A 16,485-nucleotide genomic window follows, 5' to 3' on the forward strand; every position below is an offset into this window, starting at 1 on the left:
CGCCGGCGCGAATCCGCGCACGCGGATCTGCGCCGGCGTGCTCCTGGGCGGGCGCGATCGACGCGCAGCGGCGATCCCGGCCGCTGCTCTGGCTTCTGCCCGCGGTGGCCCGGCAGGGCCGCCGGGGGCGCTTTGCGCTGGCCAGCTCGCGCACCAGGTCGTGCGGTGGACGCCGGCGCGGGGCTGTCCGGGCGGTTGACGTGGCCACCAGGCCACGCGCCCGGCCGCGCCGGTGGCCGACGTGCTCGGGGCCGGCCCGGTAGGTCGCTTCGGCGACCAGGCCGGCATGCTCCGGGCGTCGGCGCGAATCCGCGCATGCGGATCTGCGCCGGCGTGCTCGGGTGGGGCGGGGTAGCGGCCCTGGGGGACGCGCCGGCCCATGCCCTGCGCCGCGTAGGAGCGCGCCAGCGCCCCGTGGCGTGCCTGCGGCCGCTGCGGGCCGGCGGCCGCAGGCCGCCGGCCCGTGCTCGTCGCCGGCGACATCGAGGCGCGACCGGCTGGCCGGCAGAATCCGCGCAGCGGATCCGCCGGGCAGAAAAAAGGCGGCCCGCGGCCGCCTTCCCGGTGCGCCAACCTGGCCCGGCGTCAGGGCGACGCCGGCACGGCGACCTTGCGCATAGCCGCGTTCACCAGCTCCATCAGCCTGAACTCGGCCATGCCGCTTTCGTTGCCGTCCAGCAGCAGCTTAGTGGGGTGGTATTGCTCGCCGCTGGCCACCACGACGATTTGGTACTGGTGGTCGGCAACGTCGATGCCGCTTAGCGCGACTTCCGCGTAGATTTTGGTGATGGTGTCCAGGCGCAGCCATTGCCACCGGCGGCCATCTTCGGTAGTCGGCAGCTTGCCGTCTTGCCGGGGAATCACATGCACCCATGACGGCACGGGGTCGATGTCCGTCTTGATGCCGTCGCTGGTGGAATGGACGAGTTGCGGCCGGTTGGTCATGGTCGTTGCCCTTGTCGATCAGTCGATGGGGAGCGGCCGCTGCGCGCCGGGCATCTGCTCGGGGTAGCGAGCGCGGAAGCTGGCCAGCGCGTAGCGGATTTCGCGCGTGAGGCCTTGGCCGAGCTGCGCGGGAACCGCAGGGTTTCGCAGCAGGTCAGCGATGGCGGCCAAGTGGCCGCCCAGCTCGTCAATTGGGGTCGAGCTGTTGGTGGTCACGGTGTCCGTCCCTGGGAATGGGTGGCTTGGGCTTTGGCGCGCTCGGTGCCGGCGTCCTGGCTGTCGCGCAGCGATGCGCCGTAGAGGTACACCACCAGGGCGAGGAACAGCGAAAGCATGGCGCTGGCCATCCTGCCACGGCCGAGCGACACCAGGCCGCCGGCGAGGAACAGAATGAACAGCACAAGCATGGCGAGCGGCACGGCGTAGCTCCTTTATCAGTAGTTGTAGCCGTGCGAGGCCAGCACTTGCGACATGTTCGATCCTTCCCAGGAACCGGGCCGAGTTTCGACCATGCCCAGGTCTTCGGCGAGCATTTCCAGCGCACCGGCAACGGTCAGCAGGCCATGTGTGCAGGCCTGCTCGACCTTGACCTGGTGCGATGCGTTCACGGAGTGCAGCAACCGGCGGATGGTGGTATGCAGATCACGCGGGAGCTTCACGTCAACGATGACGGTGTTGGCGTCGGCGATGACGGGTTCCGGCTCCAAGCCTTCTTCTTCGACGCTTCTCTCGATGGCCAGCTTCCGCGATTCGATCAGCCTTTCCGTGTCAGCCTCGGCAAGCTGGATCGTCACATGGTTGGGCTTCACGCCGGGCCGCCAATTGTTGGCCTCATCGAAAAACTGGTCGCGGTTCTCCCTGCTGGTGAGGAAGCCCGCCGAAACTTCCGGCGTGTAGCCGTACTGGGTGCCGAGAACGTCGGGGTCATCGGCAATACCCTTGTCGCTTTCGTCGATGAATCCGGGCAGGGACAAGCTAACGGTCGCCTCCGGATCGCAGTCGGCAAGGATAGCTTGCAGCTCGCGGACGGTGAGGCTCTTCTTGGCTTTGGCGTCGGTGCTCATGTGTTCCTCGCTTCAAGGGTTTTTGGGTATGTATTCGCGTGCAATATCATTGCACACAACAAGCAAAAAAACAAGCTGTCAAGCGTAGTTAGACCAATAAACTTTACTGCCATTCCACGGGTGTGCGTACACACCCGCCGCCAGCTTCACGCCGTTGCGCGGGTTGGCCCGCTTGCGGATCGGCTCGCCGACGTAGTGGCCGGGGCGGGGGACGGCATGGCCGGACATCGGCCCGGTTGCCTCGCGCTCCTGGGCCAGCTCGCGCAAGGTCACGGTACGGTTCTGCACGGCGACGACTTCGTAGAAGTCCACGTTCGTCTGCTCGTAACCGTAGCTGGAAACCAGGATGTCGCCGACGGCGAGCGTGTGCGGCCGCTTGGCGGCCGCGCGACGCTCGGCACCGGCGGCGGCGACTTGCTCGCGGCGCTGGGTGAAGCGGGCGATTTCGTGGTCGGCTTCGGCCTGCGAGCGGAACGCGAAGCGGTCGAATTTCAGGCTCTTTCCGTGGAACTCGGTCACGATGACACGGCCTGCTTCCTCGGCGACGTAGTAGCGCGAGCCGTCGGTCAGGTCGTGCGGTTGCTGGGCATAGCGCGGCCCCGCGATGATGTCGCGCCAGCGGGCGCGATCTTCCGGGGTCAGCGTGGCGGGATGGGGTAGGGAACGGTAATTCATGGTCGTGTCCAGGTCAGTGGGTGGTGGCCAGCAGCTCGGCGGCCGCGCGGTCGTGGTCGGCCTGCTCGGCAAGGGCAATGGCTTTGCGCGCCAGCTCGTGCGCCCGGTGCAGGCTGCGCACGCCGCCGGCGGGCAGCTCCCGCAGCAGCCGGGCCTCACGGCGCAGTCGGGCCGCGTGCTCGCGGCAGGCGCGCTCGTGGCGTCGGTGGTCGGCGATCAGCTCGCGCAGGTTGTGGGCGGCGTTCATGCGGCACCTCGCCGGCGCTCGTAGCGGATGGCGGCAAGCTGGGCTTGCGCGGCTTCCCACGCGGTGGCGCGGATGCTCGCGCCCAAGCGGACGATCTGCCGCAGTCGATCCTCGGCAGTCGGACGACGGGTGCGCTTCGGGTTCGTGCTCTGGCTCATCTTCGGTTTCCTCTGCTGGGGTGGGCCGTGGTGTGCAATTAGCTTGCACACCACAAGGCAAAAAAAGGTCAGTCCTCGCGGGGCTGCATGATGGTCATGGCCGGCGCGCCGTCATCGTCGTGGCCAAGGTGCAGGTACAGGGTGACCAGGCGCGGCCGCTGGCCACGACCGGAGCGCGGCACCCGGTACACCGGAAACGCGGCGCGGTTGCCCTGCGCGTTGCGCGCAGCGAAAACGCGGGCCATGTACACCACGTCCCACAAGCGGCCGGATTCGTCCTGCGGCACGCCCTTGCGTCGGGTGTCTGCATCGCTCCACGCGATGCAGTCCTCCCACACGGCGCGGGAAACGGCCACGGGAATCTTGAACCCGGCTTCACGGGCGACGGTGGACACGTCCACCAGGTCGCCGTCTGCGAGCATGTCGGCGCGGGTGTGGGAATGGATGAGGTCGGCGGCGGTGAACATGGTCTTAGGCTCCTTTGCTGCGGGCCGCGTCGAAGGCGGCATTGGTGAAGTCGTCCACGTACTCGGTGATTTCTTCCAGCCAGCGGGCGACGGCCGGCGGCAGCTCGTGCTCGCCGCAGTCCAGCTCGCCGGTGTCGCTGGCGCATCCGAACGTGGCGCAGGCCTCGCGCGGGCCGTACACCATCGCAACGGTTCCATTGCCCGGATCGTCCGGGCAGGCCTCGGCCGGATCGAGAACAACGCGATAGCGCCGGTCGGCAGGGCAGTAGTGGGTTTCGACGTTGGCGGCCATTCGGTCGATGAGTTGCATTGCTTGGTTCCTCCTGTGGTGGTCTATGGCGTCGGCGATCAGCCGTGCCGACGTTCCAGCTCGTCGGCCAGCTCGTTGGCGGCCTGCAAGTCGTTTTCCAGGCTGGTGGCGTGGTCTGCGATCACGTCCCAGCCGTCGTTCCCGTACACGAACAACACCGAGCCGACGCGCTCCCAGCGCGGGGCGTCGTCGGTGGTCGGGAGCGGGCGGTAAGCGATCAGCGTTTCCTCATCGGTCGCGCCCATCGCGGAAAAGATGGCCTTGGCATCGCGGGAGCGGCGCAAGGCCACTTCCTCCCCGTCGTACACGCTCACGAAGTAGCCGGCGGCCAGAAGGCCGGCAATGGCGGCCTTGGCGATGCGATTCTCGATGCGTTGGCGTTCTTGGATGTTCATGGTTCCTCCTGCGGCAGGTGTGGTGTGCATTGTTATTGCACACCACGGGCGAAAAATCAAAACAGGGCGATTTGCTCGGTGCGCTGCGGGTCGGTCTGTTCCAGCCAGTCGCGGGCGAAGGCCTCGACGCGGCCCGCCGGGATGCACGAACCCATCCACCCGCCGGAACTGCGGCCGCTGGCTTCGTCCAAGCTGTAAATGCGGCCGTCCTCGCGGAAAGCGATGCAGACATGCGTGGCATCCCACAACATGCCCGGCTTGCCGTAAGCGCCGCCAGCGGCCAGCTCGGCAGTCAGGCGGTACGCGGTCAGGCTCCGGCCCATCAGCTCCGGCCGTTCCTCCACGCGCTGCGCGACCTTGGCCAGCAGGCCGGTCAGCGCCGGCGACGGCTCGGCATCCCACATTTCCAAGTGCAAGGGAAACATCAGCGGTTCCCCAGCGTCAGGCCGCGCCGCTTGGCTTCGGCAGTACGCGCGAACGGCAACCGCTCGGCCAGCTCTGCATCGGTGATGGTGTCCAGCGACACCAGCCCGCCGCCATACCGCGCCCAGCTCATCAACGTGCGCGTTCCGTCCGGCAGTCTGCCCTTGAAATCCCGGTGCTCGTGGCGGTAGATCAGGTTAAACGCCTGCTCGCGCTCCTTCCCCCCCATCGCAGAACCCGAGTTCTGAGCCGGCTCTTGATGTTGCTGTTGCTGGTGATTTGCGTGGTTCATTGCATGCCTCCTGTGGTGGTTGGTGTCCATCGCGTCGCCGTCGTCCTTCGCCGTGCTTCCCGCGTAGGTCGGCCGGGCGGACAAGCTGGCGTTCAAGGGGTGGAGGGGCGGCTGGCGCGGCCCGCAGCGAAGCGAGGACACGGGCCGCCCCGGAAAGCGATAGCGGCCCCTTTAACGACTGCGCGCCCGGCCTACCTTTCAGCGGGGGCGAAGGGGGACGGTGATGCGAGGCTTGGACACGCCACGGGTGGCAATGAACGCGATCAGCGGCGGCGATAGCTGCCGTGCCGTGCGCCGGCGCGAATCCGCGCACGCGGATCTGCGCCGGCGTGCTCCTGGGCGGGCGCGATCGACGCGCAGCGGCGATCCCGGCCGCTGCTCTTGGCGGATGCAGCGAAGCGAAAAAAACGGGGCTTTCGCCCCGTCCCTCCTTAGTTGAGTTTTTCGACCAGCGCCGCGATGGCTGTTACCAGCGTCGCCAGGGCCGTGATGATGGCCGGCAGGTTTTCCAGCACCGTTTTGAGGACTTGATGCGTGCGGTTTTTCATAGTGCGTTCCTTTCGGCGCGGGGTTGTTGATCGCGCACCGATAAGGCGCATGGCGGACAAGGGCGACGTTCAAGGGCGAACCCGGAAGCCGCAGCGCAAGCGACCGCAGGGAGTGCGAACGGGTGAGGATTCGGCGTAGCGAACCCTTGTGCGGCGGCCGCGCCATGCGATGTTCGGTGCATGCTGGCGATCAACAACGCTGCGTCGATGCTAAGGAAGCGCACTATGAGCACGCATCGAGGCCGGGGTGCTGGATGCCGGACATTGGCCTTGGCGACGCTGGTAATCGCGGCGCTGGTCGAAAAGCCAGTGCAGGGCGGGGCGTCCGCTTTTTTCGCGCAGCGGAATCCGCCGGCGGCCAGCGGCCGCCTGCCGTTGCCGTTGCTTGGCGCGGGCAAAAAAAAGCCGCCGAGAATCCCCGGCGGCGGAAGCGGGCGGCCGAGAATCCCCAGCCGCCAACCTGGTGCGTATTACTCGGGCAGGTTCCAGTCCTCGCCCTGGTCTTTTTCCCTCGGCTCGCGCTTCTTCACGATCAGCGTGATTTCCCCATCGACCGCAACCGGGACGGTGCGCAGCTTGAGCGTGAAGCCGCCGCTTTGGGTCGGGAAGGCCACGCCGCAGCGGAACCATTCGGTGCCGGTTTCGCCGTCGCGCTTGGTGTATTCGTGGGGGGTCACCACGTCGAAGCGGTCGCGTTCGGCCGGCGCGGGGGCAGCAGCGGATTTGGAAGCGTTCTTGGCCATCGTCTTAACTCCTTCGGTTGTTGGGTATGCGCTTGTGCGCGTGGTCGCCATCGGGTGGTGAAGCGAGCGGTCAAGGGGTGGAGGGGTGGCTGGCGCGGCCCGCAGCGCAGCGAGGACACGGGCCACCCTGGAATCCCCTTTACCGCGCAAAGCGAGCTGCCCGACAGTGCCACGGTTACAGCACACGCGCCCAACAATCCGGGGGAGTTGATGGCCATGCGACCCGAACTCCGCCGCGCCGCGCTGGCCGCGACCGCGTGTGGTGGCCAGAATACACCTTGCAACGGCATTGCACACTTCCGCTGCGGCGTGGCCTTCCCGACCCGCGGCTTCTCGCGTTGCACCGGCTCGGTGTCGATGGGGATGCTGATCGTGAGGGGCCGAAAGGAAAGGGCGAGGCCTGCGCCTGCCCGATGCACCGGGTTGGCGGCTGGCTCGGCCGATAGTGCCGGCGTGTTCGGCGGCTGATTTGCCCGCGTGCTCTTGCTTCTGCAAGCGGAGCGCGCAGGGGCGAGGATTAGGGCCGACTGGCGATGACGCGGGACGCGGCATCGGTGCGCAGCACCCCAAGCCGATGACCGCTTGCGGTCACGCCCGCGAATGGGTTTGCTCGGGAGACTTGGACTTTCTCAATCGAGGCAATCCCGGCAATTTCAGTTGCGCACGATCACTAGGCTGGATGTTCTTCTGCTTAGGCCTGCTCGGCTTCTTCTGCGACCCCGACTTCGATTCACGCTTGAGCTTTGCCAGCGTCTTGATCGCATCGGGCCGGCCCCGTCGGTACGGTTTCGGATCGCGGACGTAATTCACCGGCAACACCTCAAACGACGACACGCCCAAGGCCAGCAGTTGAGCGGCGGCAGTATCGAGCGACGCGAACAAGCGGGGTTCGCCTCGCTGGCCATGCAATTGATTTTCGGTCTGGCCTACGCGCACCATCACGGCATAGCCGCCTCGCTGGCCGACCAGTTGCACGGCACGCAAAGCGCCCGCGGCCGCCAAGGCGGCGAGGGTGGTAACGGAAATGGCGGTTGTCATGATCGACCCATCAAACATACAAGTTTGATTGTCGAACATGCGAAGGTCGGGCTGCAAGCCCTACCGGGATGAAGGGGAATCCGAACATAACCGCCAATTCCGCGCAGTCGGCACGCTGCCCGCGATCCGGCTCGGAAAGCCGGGACTTTGCCTTTCATCGCATTTCGCCGGCGCGAATCCGCGCACGCGGATCTGCGCCGGCGTGCTCCTGGGCGGGCGCGATCGACGCGCAGCGGCGATCCCGGCCGCTGCTCTGGCTTCTGCCCGCGGTGGCCCGGCAGGGCCGCCGGGGGCGCTTTGCGCTGGCCAGCTCGCGCACCAGGTCGTGCGGTGGACGCCGGCGCGGGGCTGTCCGGGCGGTTGACGTGGCCACCAGGCCACGCGCCCGGCCGCGCCGGTGGCCGACGTGCTCGGGGCCGGCCCGGTAGGTCGCTTCGGCGACCAGGCCGGCATGCTCCGGGCGTCGGCGCGAATCCGCGCATGCGGATCTGCGCCGGCGTGCTCGGGTGGGGCGGGGTAGCGGCCCTGGGGGACGCGCCGGCCCATGCCCTGCGCCGCGTAGGAGCGCGCCAGCGCCCCGTGGCGTGCCTGGGGCGGGCAAGGGCAGGCCGCAAGGGCTGCACGGCCCGCCTGCGGCCGCTGCGGGCCGGTGTGCGGCCGCCGGCCGCCGGCCCGTGCTCGTCGCCGGCGACATCGAGGCGCGACCGGCTGCCCGGCAGAATCCGCGCAGCGGATCCGCCGGGCAGAAAAAAGGCGGCCCGTGGCCGCCTTCCCGGTGCGCCAACCTGGCCCGGCGTCAGGGCGACGCCGGCACGGCGCGGTTGCGCCAGTTGGCCAGCGTCGAGCGTGCGATGACGCGGCCGACCAGCGGGCCGAGAACGGCGAAAGCGATCACCAGCACCACCCGCCACGCCGACCATTGCCCGGTGGCGATCATCGGGTAGGCAATGGGGAGCGGTGCGAGCCAGCAGCCGCCGGCGGCGATCATGCCCTTGACCAGGGCGAGCACGGGGTGGCGCAGCAGCTTCAAACGGCCGCTTCCTCGGCAGCGGCCGCCGCCTTTGCCTGGAGCTGGGTCAACGTCGTGATGGCGCTGCGCAGATCGACGTTGCGGGCGTTACGCGCGAACGCGGCCGCTGGCGATTCCGGGTCGTTTGGATCGGTGTGCAAATGATCCTGGAACTGCTGGGCCAGCAGGCCGGCCATGAACGCGACGTGTTCATGGTCGGCCTGCAACACGCTCCGGCCGATAGCGTCGAAGTTGTGCAGGATGTCTGACAACCACATGACATCGAGCGCAGCCGTTCGGCTGGCGAGGTTCGCATCGGCCCGGTAGGCGCTGTATTGGCGTATCGCCAGCGCGGTGTTGCCGGTGAACAGCACCAGCGCGGCCAGCTCGTCGGTGTAGTCGATGCTCATGCTTTCGCCTTTCGCTTCTTGGCCGTCTTGGCGGCGGGTTTCTTCGTCGCCGGCTTGGCGGCCTTGTCCTTGGGGGCGTGCAGGTCGAGGAACGCGCCCAGCGCGGCCCGCGAGCTGCGCTGTTCGTCGGTCAGCGCGACGCCCTTCTCGCCGGCGAGCTTTTCCGCGAAGGCGAGCTGCTTCTCGCTTGGCGGGAGATTGCCGTAGGCGTCGCTGTGGGCGTCGAGGAACGCCTGCACGGCGGCGTGGGACGTTTCCACGTCCGCCGGCAGCGGGACGCCCAACGCAACGGCAATCGCCCGTGCATAGCGCACCTGGCCCTCGCTTGGGGTGCGGTTGGCGGCCGCCTTGGCGGCGTCGCCACGCACCGATTCGATGATGCGGGCGACGTTGGCGGCGATCTTGGAAACGAATTCGTCGCGGGCGGACACCGGAACGGTGCCGCGGCGAAGTTCGTCCAGCTTTTCCTCCCACAACGCCGTCGTCGCAGCATCGGTGAGCGGAGCGGGCAACATGCCGATCAGCTCGCGGGCCAGCGGCGTGCTCACGATGAACTTGCCCTGCGGTTCCAGGTAGCCGCGTTCGCGCAGGTTCTTGATGATGCTGCCGCGCGTGGCTTCGGTGCCGATGCCCGCGTTCTCCTTCAACCGCTTGCGCACTTCGGGGTTGGTGGCGAACTTGCCGACATCGAGCATGTCGCCGATGAGGTCGCCCTCGGTGTATCGCTTGGGCGGCCGGGTTTTCTTCGGCCGCAAAGCGGCCGCGGCGACATTCGCGCGTGTGCCGTCGGCGATGTCGGGCAGGGTGGAAGTGGCTTGCGCCTCGTCGTCGTCGGCGTCGGGGTCAGCGCCAAAGACGGCCTTCCAGCCCTGCCCGACGGGCACGCGACCGCTGGTGGTGAAGGACACGCCGCCGGCGTCGAGCGTCATCCGGGTTTCGTGAAAGGTGTAGTCCGGCAGCAGCGCGGCGAGGTAGTGCTGTGCGATCAGCAGGTAAGCGGCTTGCTCGTCGTCGCTTACCTCACGGCCGGCCAGCGGTTCGCCGGTCGGGATGATCGCGTGGTGCTCCTCTCGCTTTTCCTCCATCTTTGCGGAGTTGAACACCGTCGGCCGGATCGTCGGCTTGTTGACGGTCAGCTCGGCGACGTGGCGGGCAAGGCCCGGCACCTGGCCCAAGGCGGACAGCACGCGCGGGATTTCCGCCTCCTGCTCGTTGGGAAGCAACGCGCAGGGCGTGCGCGGGTAGGTGGTCAGCTCCTTGTCGTACAGGCTTTGCGCGATTTCCAGCGTCTTGTCGGCGCTCCATCCGAACCGACGGGATGCCAGCTTCTGGAAGCGGGAAAGCGTCATCAGGGATGGCGGTTTCTGCGCTTTGTCCTGGTGCGTGACGGCGATGGGGCCACTGGCTCCGGTGACGGCCGCAACAATGGCTTCGGCGTCGGCGCGGTTGAAGATTCGGCTCTCGTCCGCCGGCGCGTGCGTGAGCGTCACGCTCGCGCCCAGCGCGGTTTCGGCGGTGATTTCGATTTCGTAGTAGGTGGCCTCGCGGAACGCTTCGATTTCCGCATCACGGCGCACCACAAGGGCAAGCGTGGGCGTCATCACGCGGCCGATGTGGCGCGGGCCTTTGCCGCCGGCGGCGCGGGAGCGAAGCGTGTAGGCGCGGGTCAGGTTCATGCCCATGAGCCAGTCGGCGCGTGCGCGGGCCTGGCTCGCCCAATACAACGGTTCGCTACTCTCGCCGGGGCGCAGCGCGGCAATGGCCTTGGTCAGGCTGGCGGCATCGAGGGCGGAGTACCAAAGCCGGCGAACCGGGCCGCGATAGCCGGCGTGGTCGAGCAGCTCGCGGGCGATGGCTTCACCTTCGGCCCCGCAGTCCGTGGCGATGATGATTTCCGACGCCTTGGGGATGTTGGCCAGCAGGACGCCCAGCTCGCGCTCCTTCTCGGGGTTCGGCTGGTGCTTCCATTGGTCGGGAATCATCGGGAGCACGTCGAAGCTCCACGCCTCCCAGGCTTTCGCGTAGGCGGCCGGGCCGACCTGTTCCAGCAGGTGGCCACGCGCCCAGGCGACGCGGCCGTCGTCGGTGTCGATGTAGCCGTGGCCTGGCTTGGGATTGCCCAGCAGCGGGGCGATGTGCTGCGCCTGGTCGCGCTTCTCACATATCCATAGGCGCATGGGTTCAGTGCTCCGCGTCGTTGGCCGCTTCATCGCCGGCGTCGGCCACCTGCACGGGTGGCGACATCAGCAGCCAGAACAGGCCGAGTGCGACGAACCCGGAGACGATGGCCAGGAAGGGATGGCCAAGCCAGAAAAGCGCGATGGCGGCCAGCATGCCGACGATCACGATGCTGGCGCGGGCAGGCCGCGACCACTGCGACATTGCATACAGCAGTTCGCCGATGCGGAAGGCGATGCTTTTCTCGTTCGTGCTCATGCGATTGCTCCGGCGGTTGTTTCGTGCGCCGCGCCCTGGGCGCGGTCGCACGAAAACGGGACGGCCCGGCGTGGTCACGCGCCGGGCTTGTTGCGCTCGGCAAAGAACGCAGCGAAGTCGCGGTTGCCGTCGAGCGCGTGCTCGATCAGTGCCACGGCGGCGTCGTTCCAGTCGGGCTTGGCACCTGCGGCCTGCGCGTAGAAGTCGCAGAACGCTTCGACCCGCCGCACCAGCAGTGGGTCGAATTGCAGGCGCTTGGTGACACGTTCGGTCTTGACGGGGATTTTCGGCAGCGCCGACGGCTTGCGGGCCATGTTGTTGCTCCTAGATCGGGTAATGGTTGTTGACGGCGGTAGTGATGACCACGCTGATGGTGACGCCTTCCTTCTTCGCGTACTTGCTGACGGCGTTGTGCAGCGGGGTGGACAGATGAAAGCGCAGTCGTTCTCGGTCGGGCTTGCGGTAAATACCGCCGGCGACTAACTCGGTGGGTCTATGCAGAAATTCCTCCGTGAGTTGTTGCATGAACATGCGCCGGCTTAGCCCGGCACGCTGCGCATCGCGGTCAATCGCTTTCATCTGCTTAGGTGCCACGCTCGCAACGACTTGACGGCGAGTGGCTTTTGCAGGCATAGCTTTTGGCTCCGTTGGCTGGTTGGTAAAGCCTTCGGAGTGTAACGACATTGCACTGTTTCGGTCACTGGCTTCACGGGACATACGGGGAGAGGGCCAAGTCTTTGTTCACCATGACGGCGACCCGCTGGCCGGGCCGGATTTCCAAGGTCGGCTGGATGTTGATGCTGCGCTGAACGAGTTGGGAACCGGCTTGGTTGATCTGCTGCGCCGCACCTTGGGCGGCGGCCTGGCCCGCGTCCCGCTCAAAGGCCGAATAGCTGTCGCCCTCGGCGACGGCGACGGCGGCCGCCACGGAGCTGGACAGGACAACGCTGGCGATTACTTTGCCCCAATGGTTGTTCACCTTGTCCCGTACTCCGGCGTATCCAGACAGGTCAACGCCCGGCATGGCTTCCAGGTCGAGGCTGGAACCGTTGGGGAAGCGCAGCCGCTGCCACACCAGCAGGACGCGGTTCTGGCCGAACGTCACCCGCGAATCGTAGGAGCCGATCAGCACCGCGCCCTGGGGGATGATGACGTGGCGGCCGGTGGGCGTGTCATAGACCGGCTGGGACACCTGCGCCGTGATCTGGCCCGGCAAGTCGCTATTGATGCCGGTCAGGAACAGGGCAGGGATGAGCGTGCCGGCGCTTACGACGGTCGGTGTCGCCGGCGGCGTGAGCGGACTTTGCAGCGTGCCGGTATCCCGGCGCTCGTTGGTGAAGTCGCGCTTGTCGTCCTGTCGGTTGGCATCGTCGCGGGCGGTCTTGTTACCGCCTCCGGCGGCGGCCGCCGCCGCCGCGGCTTGGGCGGCGAGCATTTGCTGCTGCAAGGCGTCCGGCGATGTCGGCGGCAGGCCGCCGAAGGCCTGCTGGGCGGCATTGGTCGCGCCACCCAGCCCGGCGCTTTGCTGGAAACTGGTCTTGGCGTAGCGGGCATTGGCGGCCCGTTGCAGCCGTTCCAGCTCCTGCTGGGCGGCGAACTGCTCGGCGGCCGTCTGCCGCTGCGTGCCGCCGCCGTAGGCCTGCGTTGCGGCCCGCTGCTGGGAATCGTATTGCATCTGGCCGATTTCACCCGGCATCGGGTCGCCCAGCTTCGGCGCACGCGCGGCCCGCTGTTGCGCGGCCGTGGCGTAGTCGCCAGGCAGGGCGTTGTAGGCCTCCGGCTTGGCAGACATGCCGCCGGATGGCGCTTCTTCCTCCTTGGCGTTCTGCTTGGGCTTGGTCGTGAAGGCCTGGACGAACAGGAAGGCGATCAACACGCCGGCGACGCCGGCGAGGATGCCGACCTTCTTCTTGTCCAGGGTCTTGATCTTGGGCTTGGGCGTGGCCAGCGGGATCGGCGCATCTTCCGGCGGCGTGTAGCCGCCGGTGGCTTCGCCGGTCACCGGGTCGCGGTCGTCGTCGGCCGGGATTTCATTCGTGGTCTGCATGCTGCACCTTGCGTTTTAGCGGCGGCGGATGGTGATGGCCTGCTTTGCGCCGACGCGCAGCTCGGCCCGGTCGAAAACGCGATCCACAATGTAGGTCGGGCCGGTGTTGCCGTCGGCCACGCCCTTGACGCGGTAGTTGACCATCAGCGGCTCGCCTTTCTCGATGATGAAAAGCGCGGGCGCATCCGTGGCGTTGAGCGACGCGGGCATGCGGATGTAGGTCTGCGCGCCATCATCGAACACCTGCACCGGCCGCCACGAATAGCTGCGCCGGCCGCTGATGTCGTAGTTGAAGTGCAGCGCTTCGGGCGAAGCGCCGACCGGCTCTACCGATTCACGCTTGGCCGCCGCCACCTGCTGTTTCTTCCAGGTGTCGAGCGGGTACTGCCACGACACGCTGGGCATGCCCCAATCGGCGACGCTGCGCGCCGTCACGATGTAGGTGCGGCGGTTGGTGGCGATGAACAGGTCGTTGGTCAGGCCTGCATCGACCGCTTTCAGCACCAGGTGCGTTTGTTCGCCTTGTTCGGAACCGCTGGACGCCTGGCTAATCAGCCAGCGAACAGTGTCCGAGCCGTTGACTTCGGCGGTGAGCTGTTCGCCCGGCTGCAAGTCGATGACGGTCTGGCGGCCGGCACCGACGTAGATGGTGTAAAGCGCGCCGGGTTGGTAGTTAAACACCGTCTGGCCGCCGACGTTGGCGGTGCTTCGGCTGGTCGGCACCTGGCGCGCTTCGGCGACGTACTCGGCGACCTGGGCGCGCTGCTTGCTGTCGAAGTCGGCGCGGGCCTTGGCCACGCGAGGCGAGACGGTTTCGTAGCGCACCGGCGCGGGGACGTAGGCCGGCGCAGCAGGCGAGGCCGTGGCGGCGGGAGCCGCCGGCGTCGTCGCAGCGAGCGGTGCCGTGGCGGCCGGCGCGGGGTTGGTGTCGTTGAGCGCGGTCGTGATGGCGGGAACGGACGGCGTGGTCTGCGCATTGGCAACGCCGACGGTCAGCAGAAGCAGTAGGGCAATGTGCGTTTTCATGGTTTGCATAGTCCTTGCAATCGTAGGCGGAAAAAAAATCACGGGGCGGTGCCGGCGCTGCCGATGTCGCGTTGCCAGTTGAAGTCGGTAATGAACAGGCCCAGCGGGTTGATGAGTTCGATCTTCGGGTCGGGCGTGCTCTGCTTGATGGTGAACGTGGCAGTCCACGTCGCCTTGTCGTTGACCTGGCCTTGGTCAGTGAAGCTGGTTTCAAGCCAGCGAACCTGGTAGCTGTCGGCGGACACCGGCACCACGGAAGTCACTTGCGTGATGACGGTCTCGCGGCCGACCTTGCTCATGCTGGAACCGGGAACCCGCGCTTCCGCGTTGAGCTTGTTCGCCGATGCCGGGGTCATGAACGCATAGGCTTCATTCCATGCGGACTTGACCACCACCGGGTCGAGCGGCACGGTGCGGACAAGTTCAACCCAATGCTTGAGGAAGTAGCGGATTTCCGTCGCGCTGGGCGTGTAGTTCGGCGTGGCGTAGCCGACGGCCTGGGGGCTTCCGTCCACGTTGACGCGGGCAATAAGCGGCTTCGGCGGCGGCCGATTCGCGGCCGCGATCAGCCCGGCGGCCATGCCGACGGACAACACGAAGCCACCCACGGCGGCCCAGCGCCATGCGCGCTTGTCGCTCTCGGATTTTTCCAGCCGATCGTTCCAGCCTTTGCGGGCCGAATCGTGGTGCGGGGACATCGGCGGCGAGCTTGGACGCTGGCCGACGGGCGTTTGCAGTAAGTCCTTGGTGCTGCTCATGCGTGGTTAGCTCTCATCATTGGTGGGGCGAATCGAGGGGTTGCCGCTGCCGCCGCTGCTGGTGGACGTGGCTCCTTTAACCGCGGTGGTCGTCGCCTTTGCGACCGTCGCGGCGCTGTTGAACTTGCTCTTGCCGGCTTCCAGCCTTTCCGGCGAGGGCGCACCGGCGGCGGTTGGCGCGGGGCCACCGCTGCCGGCGGCCACGCCTTGCGACCAGGCTTCCTTGACGCCCGAGCCGGCGCTGGTGAGGGGTTGGGCGGCGATCTGGCCGGCCTGCTTCAAGCCGGCCGCTCCGTACTTGGCCGTGGCGGTTACGCCCTTATCGACGGCGGCCGCAGCCTGGCCGCCGTACTTGATCGCGGCTTGGCCCAGGCGGGAGTTCGCGGCGCGCTGTATGCCGGAAGCGACGGCTTGGCCGGTCTTGGTGGTGCTGGCCGACATCATGCCGGCCATGATTCCGCCGCGGACGCCGGGGTTGGACACGATGGAGCCGAGCGCAGCAGCGCCGGCGCCAGTGCTGCCGGCGGCGGCCGCGCTGCCCGCGCCGTGGATCTGTCCCGCTGCGGTGATGGTCTTGGCGGCGCTGGCCGCGCCCATCTTCCCGAGGGCAGCGGCACCGACGCCCGCGCCGAGTGCGGCGGCACCGGCACCGATGGCGACGCCTGCGGCGCTGCCGGCGGTGAGGGACGGCGAGCCGGACAACAAGCCGCCGGCGACGGCGGGCGCGTGGACGGCGATGATGGCCATGACGAAAGCGGATGCGGCCAGCAGCCAGGTGTCCATGAGCGGTGGCGCGGGTTGCAAGGCGAACGTGTTTAGGACGCCGCCGTAAACTGCGATGATGAAACTGAGCACCATCAGCTTCACGCCTTGCGCGATGACCGCGCCGATGGCCTTCTCGGCGAGGAACGATGTGTGGTTGCTTATGCCCCAAGGGACGAGGATCAGGCCGAGCACCGCGACCAGCGCGAACTCGATCTGCGTCAGCAGGCAGGTGATGGCGATGATGACGAAGGCGACCAGCACGGACAGCTCGGCGATGGTGTACTGGATCACCACCGCGAACACGGCGATTTTCTGATACCACGGCCCATCTTGGATTCGCTTCACTTCGTCCTCAATGGGCTTGATGACCACCATTGCCTGGTCGAGGATTTTGCTCGGGTCATTCACCAGCGGCGTCCCGCCGCCGCCAGCCATTGAGCCGATCTGCGCGAGGCCTTGCGCGGTGCCCTGGGTGAGCGTCGGCCACGACGCCACCAGGAACGCGAAAAAGCCGATGCGCAGCAGCTTGCGCAGGAACGGCGCGGTGAAGTCCTCGCCTCGCACGGCCCAGAACAGCGCCGCGATGGCGATTTCCAGGGCCGCCAGCGTGCCGATGATCGCCTGGGCGCGGGGCGTGATGATCCCGAACCCATTGGCGAACACGTTCTGGAAGTTCTGCAACAGTTGTGTGAGGAAGCCGGTGGTGGTCGGGTCCATCGTGGGAAGTCC

The 16,485-nt window shown here is 67.3% G+C and carries 24 protein-coding genes; all 24 read right to left on the reverse strand.

All coding sequences use genetic code 11. The annotated features are described in order from the left end of the window. Window positions 1-585: 585 nt before the first annotated feature. The 24 genes from EAT51_RS19740 to trbL all read right to left on the reverse strand — a co-directional run bounded on the left by EAT51_RS19740 (window position 586) and on the right by trbL (window position 16,473). Window positions 586-945 carry a hypothetical protein gene (locus tag EAT51_RS19740; RefSeq protein ID WP_130561927.1) on the reverse strand — a complete coding sequence of 120 codons (360 nt, stop codon included), beginning with the start codon at window positions 943-945 and terminating at the stop codon, window positions 586-588. Window positions 946-963: 18 nt separating this feature from the next. After that, complete coding sequence (locus EAT51_RS19745) at window positions 964-1,161, reverse strand: hypothetical protein (RefSeq protein WP_130561928.1); 198 nt, start codon at window positions 1,159-1,161, stop codon at window positions 964-966. Continuing rightward, complete coding sequence (locus tag EAT51_RS19750; protein ID WP_130561929.1) at window positions 1,158-1,364, reverse strand: hypothetical protein; 207 nt, start codon at window positions 1,362-1,364, stop codon at window positions 1,158-1,160. Before EAT51_RS19750 ends, EAT51_RS19745 begins: the two co-directional genes overlap by 4 nt. A gap of 15 nt (window positions 1,365-1,379) precedes the next feature. Next, window positions 1,380-2,009 (reverse strand): hypothetical protein, encoded by a 630-nt coding sequence (locus EAT51_RS19755; RefSeq protein WP_130561930.1) that lies wholly within the window; start codon window positions 2,007-2,009, stop codon window positions 1,380-1,382. Between the two features lie 78 nt (window positions 2,010-2,087). After that, window positions 2,088-2,684 carry a hypothetical protein gene (locus tag EAT51_RS19760; RefSeq protein ID WP_130561931.1) on the reverse strand — a complete coding sequence of 199 codons (597 nt, stop codon included), beginning with the start codon at window positions 2,682-2,684 and terminating at the stop codon, window positions 2,088-2,090. Window positions 2,685-2,697: 13 nt separating this feature from the next. Continuing rightward, window positions 2,698-2,931, reverse strand: coding sequence for a hypothetical protein (locus EAT51_RS19765; RefSeq protein ID WP_130561932.1), 234 nt, complete (start codon window positions 2,929-2,931; stop codon window positions 2,698-2,700). Beyond that, the gene (locus EAT51_RS20370; RefSeq protein WP_165422728.1) at window positions 2,928-3,089 is read right to left on the reverse strand and encodes a hypothetical protein; all 162 of its coding nucleotides are present in this window, start codon (window positions 3,087-3,089) and stop codon (window positions 2,928-2,930) included. Before EAT51_RS20370 ends, EAT51_RS19765 begins: the two co-directional genes overlap by 4 nt. A 68-nt stretch (window positions 3,090-3,157) precedes the next feature. Continuing rightward, window positions 3,158-3,556, reverse strand: coding sequence for a DUF6573 family protein (locus EAT51_RS19770; RefSeq protein WP_130561933.1), 399 nt, complete (start codon window positions 3,554-3,556; stop codon window positions 3,158-3,160). Between the two features lie 4 nt (window positions 3,557-3,560). Beyond that, on the reverse strand, window positions 3,561-3,866 hold the full coding sequence (locus tag EAT51_RS19775; RefSeq protein WP_130561934.1) for a hypothetical protein: 306 nt from the start codon (window positions 3,864-3,866) through the stop codon (window positions 3,561-3,563). Between the two features lie 38 nt (window positions 3,867-3,904). Next, on the reverse strand, window positions 3,905-4,261 hold the full coding sequence (locus EAT51_RS19780; RefSeq protein WP_130561935.1) for a hypothetical protein: 357 nt from the start codon (window positions 4,259-4,261) through the stop codon (window positions 3,905-3,907). A 56-nt stretch (window positions 4,262-4,317) separates the two neighbouring features. Continuing rightward, window positions 4,318-4,686 carry a hypothetical protein gene (locus tag EAT51_RS19785; protein WP_130561936.1) on the reverse strand — a complete coding sequence of 123 codons (369 nt, stop codon included), beginning with the start codon at window positions 4,684-4,686 and terminating at the stop codon, window positions 4,318-4,320. Then, window positions 4,686-4,976, reverse strand: coding sequence for a hypothetical protein (locus tag EAT51_RS19790; protein ID WP_130561937.1), 291 nt, complete (start codon window positions 4,974-4,976; stop codon window positions 4,686-4,688). The genes EAT51_RS19785 and EAT51_RS19790 overlap by 1 nt, the downstream gene beginning before the upstream one ends. Window positions 4,977-5,994: 1,018 nt before the next feature. Next, window positions 5,995-6,267 (reverse strand): hypothetical protein, encoded by a 273-nt coding sequence (locus EAT51_RS19795; protein WP_130561938.1) that lies wholly within the window; start codon window positions 6,265-6,267, stop codon window positions 5,995-5,997. Between the two features lie 588 nt (window positions 6,268-6,855). Then, the gene (locus EAT51_RS19800; RefSeq protein ID WP_130561960.1) at window positions 6,856-7,305 is read right to left on the reverse strand and encodes a hypothetical protein; all 450 of its coding nucleotides are present in this window, start codon (window positions 7,303-7,305) and stop codon (window positions 6,856-6,858) included. Window positions 7,306-8,101: 796 nt separating this feature from the next. After that, window positions 8,102-8,335 carry a hypothetical protein gene (locus EAT51_RS19805; RefSeq protein WP_130561939.1) on the reverse strand — a complete coding sequence of 78 codons (234 nt, stop codon included), beginning with the start codon at window positions 8,333-8,335 and terminating at the stop codon, window positions 8,102-8,104. Beyond that, complete coding sequence (locus EAT51_RS19810; protein WP_130561940.1) at window positions 8,332-8,724, reverse strand: hypothetical protein; 393 nt, start codon at window positions 8,722-8,724, stop codon at window positions 8,332-8,334. The genes EAT51_RS19805 and EAT51_RS19810 overlap by 4 nt, the downstream gene beginning before the upstream one ends. Then, window positions 8,721-10,901, reverse strand: coding sequence for a DNA topoisomerase III (gene topB / locus EAT51_RS19815; RefSeq protein WP_130561941.1), 2,181 nt, complete (start codon window positions 10,899-10,901; stop codon window positions 8,721-8,723). The genes EAT51_RS19810 and topB overlap by 4 nt, the downstream gene beginning before the upstream one ends. Before the next feature lie 4 nt (window positions 10,902-10,905). Next, complete coding sequence (locus tag EAT51_RS19820) at window positions 10,906-11,160, reverse strand: hypothetical protein (RefSeq protein ID WP_130561942.1); 255 nt, start codon at window positions 11,158-11,160, stop codon at window positions 10,906-10,908. Window positions 11,161-11,234: 74 nt separating this feature from the next. Further along, window positions 11,235-11,474 carry a hypothetical protein gene (locus EAT51_RS19825; protein ID WP_130561943.1) on the reverse strand — a complete coding sequence of 80 codons (240 nt, stop codon included), beginning with the start codon at window positions 11,472-11,474 and terminating at the stop codon, window positions 11,235-11,237. Between the two features lie 10 nt (window positions 11,475-11,484). Continuing rightward, entirely contained in the window at window positions 11,485-11,844 is a 360-nt protein-coding gene (locus tag EAT51_RS20700; protein WP_228258004.1) for a hypothetical protein, read from the reverse strand. A 22-nt stretch (window positions 11,845-11,866) separates the two neighbouring features. Then, on the reverse strand, window positions 11,867-13,207 hold the full coding sequence (locus EAT51_RS19835) for a TraB/TrbI/VirB10 family type IV secretion system protein (protein WP_130561944.1): 1,341 nt from the start codon (window positions 13,205-13,207) through the stop codon (window positions 11,867-11,869). A gap of 15 nt (window positions 13,208-13,222) precedes the next feature. Next, window positions 13,223-14,242: a P-type conjugative transfer protein TrbG gene (gene trbG, locus EAT51_RS19840; RefSeq protein ID WP_130561945.1), complete on the reverse strand. Its 1,020-nt coding sequence runs from the start codon at window positions 14,240-14,242 to the stop codon at window positions 13,223-13,225. 29 nt (window positions 14,243-14,271) lie between these two features. Next, the gene (gene trbF, locus EAT51_RS19845) at window positions 14,272-14,991 is read right to left on the reverse strand and encodes a conjugal transfer protein TrbF (RefSeq protein WP_130561946.1); all 720 of its coding nucleotides are present in this window, start codon (window positions 14,989-14,991) and stop codon (window positions 14,272-14,274) included. Between the two features lie 6 nt (window positions 14,992-14,997). Continuing rightward, entirely contained in the window at window positions 14,998-16,473 is a 1,476-nt protein-coding gene (trbL, locus tag EAT51_RS19850) for a P-type conjugative transfer protein TrbL (protein WP_130561947.1), read from the reverse strand. Window positions 16,474-16,485 lie beyond the last annotated feature (12 nt).

Origin of the sequence: Pseudoxanthomonas winnipegensis (assembly GCF_004283755.1) — a bacterium.
Taxonomy (GTDB): Bacteria; Pseudomonadota; Gammaproteobacteria; order Xanthomonadales; family Xanthomonadaceae; genus Pseudoxanthomonas_A; species Pseudoxanthomonas_A winnipegensis.

What these genes read in the sequence shown, in the direction of transcription:
- EAT51_RS19740 (WP_130561927.1), bottom strand. Translation starts at nt 945, where the DNA reads ATGACCAACCGGCCGCAACTCGTCCATTCCACCAGCGACGGCATCAAG.
- EAT51_RS19755 (WP_130561930.1), bottom strand. Translation starts at nt 2,009, where the DNA reads ATGAGCACCGACGCCAAAGCCAAGAAGAGCCTCACCGTCCGCGAGCTG.
- EAT51_RS19760 (WP_130561931.1), bottom strand. Translation starts at nt 2,684, where the DNA reads ATGAATTACCGTTCCCTACCCCATCCCGCCACGCTGACCCCGGAAGAT.
- EAT51_RS19765 (WP_130561932.1), bottom strand. Translation starts at nt 2,931, where the DNA reads ATGAACGCCGCCCACAACCTGCGCGAGCTGATCGCCGACCACCGACGC.
- EAT51_RS20370 (WP_165422728.1), bottom strand. Translation starts at nt 3,089, where the DNA reads ATGAGCCAGAGCACGAACCCGAAGCGCACCCGTCGTCCGACTGCCGAG.
- EAT51_RS19770 (WP_130561933.1), bottom strand. Translation starts at nt 3,556, where the DNA reads ATGTTCACCGCCGCCGACCTCATCCATTCCCACACCCGCGCCGACATG.
- EAT51_RS19775 (WP_130561934.1), bottom strand. Translation starts at nt 3,866, where the DNA reads ATGCAACTCATCGACCGAATGGCCGCCAACGTCGAAACCCACTACTGC.
- EAT51_RS19780 (WP_130561935.1), bottom strand. Translation starts at nt 4,261, where the DNA reads ATGAACATCCAAGAACGCCAACGCATCGAGAATCGCATCGCCAAGGCC.
- EAT51_RS19785 (WP_130561936.1), bottom strand. Translation starts at nt 4,686, where the DNA reads ATGTTTCCCTTGCACTTGGAAATGTGGGATGCCGAGCCGTCGCCGGCG.
- EAT51_RS19790 (WP_130561937.1), bottom strand. Translation starts at nt 4,976, where the DNA reads ATGAACCACGCAAATCACCAGCAACAGCAACATCAAGAGCCGGCTCAG.
- EAT51_RS19795 (WP_130561938.1), bottom strand. Translation starts at nt 6,267, where the DNA reads ATGGCCAAGAACGCTTCCAAATCCGCTGCTGCCCCCGCGCCGGCCGAA.
- EAT51_RS19800 (WP_130561960.1), bottom strand. Translation starts at nt 7,305, where the DNA reads ATGACAACCGCCATTTCCGTTACCACCCTCGCCGCCTTGGCGGCCGCG.
- EAT51_RS19810 (WP_130561940.1), bottom strand. Translation starts at nt 8,724, where the DNA reads ATGAGCATCGACTACACCGACGAGCTGGCCGCGCTGGTGCTGTTCACC.
- topB (WP_130561941.1), bottom strand. Translation starts at nt 10,901, where the DNA reads ATGCGCCTATGGATATGTGAGAAGCGCGACCAGGCGCAGCACATCGCC.
- EAT51_RS19820 (WP_130561942.1), bottom strand. Translation starts at nt 11,160, where the DNA reads ATGAGCACGAACGAGAAAAGCATCGCCTTCCGCATCGGCGAACTGCTG.
- EAT51_RS19825 (WP_130561943.1), bottom strand. Translation starts at nt 11,474, where the DNA reads ATGGCCCGCAAGCCGTCGGCGCTGCCGAAAATCCCCGTCAAGACCGAA.
- EAT51_RS20700 (WP_228258004.1), bottom strand. Translation starts at nt 11,844, where the DNA reads ATGTCGTTACACTCCGAAGGCTTTACCAACCAGCCAACGGAGCCAAAA.
- EAT51_RS19835 (WP_130561944.1), bottom strand. Translation starts at nt 13,207, where the DNA reads ATGCAGACCACGAATGAAATCCCGGCCGACGACGACCGCGACCCGGTG.
- trbG (WP_130561945.1), bottom strand. Translation starts at nt 14,242, where the DNA reads ATGCAAACCATGAAAACGCACATTGCCCTACTGCTTCTGCTGACCGTC.
- trbF (WP_130561946.1), bottom strand. Translation starts at nt 14,991, where the DNA reads ATGAGCAGCACCAAGGACTTACTGCAAACGCCCGTCGGCCAGCGTCCA.
- trbL (WP_130561947.1), bottom strand. Translation starts at nt 16,473, where the DNA reads ATGGACCCGACCACCACCGGCTTCCTCACACAACTGTTGCAGAACTTC.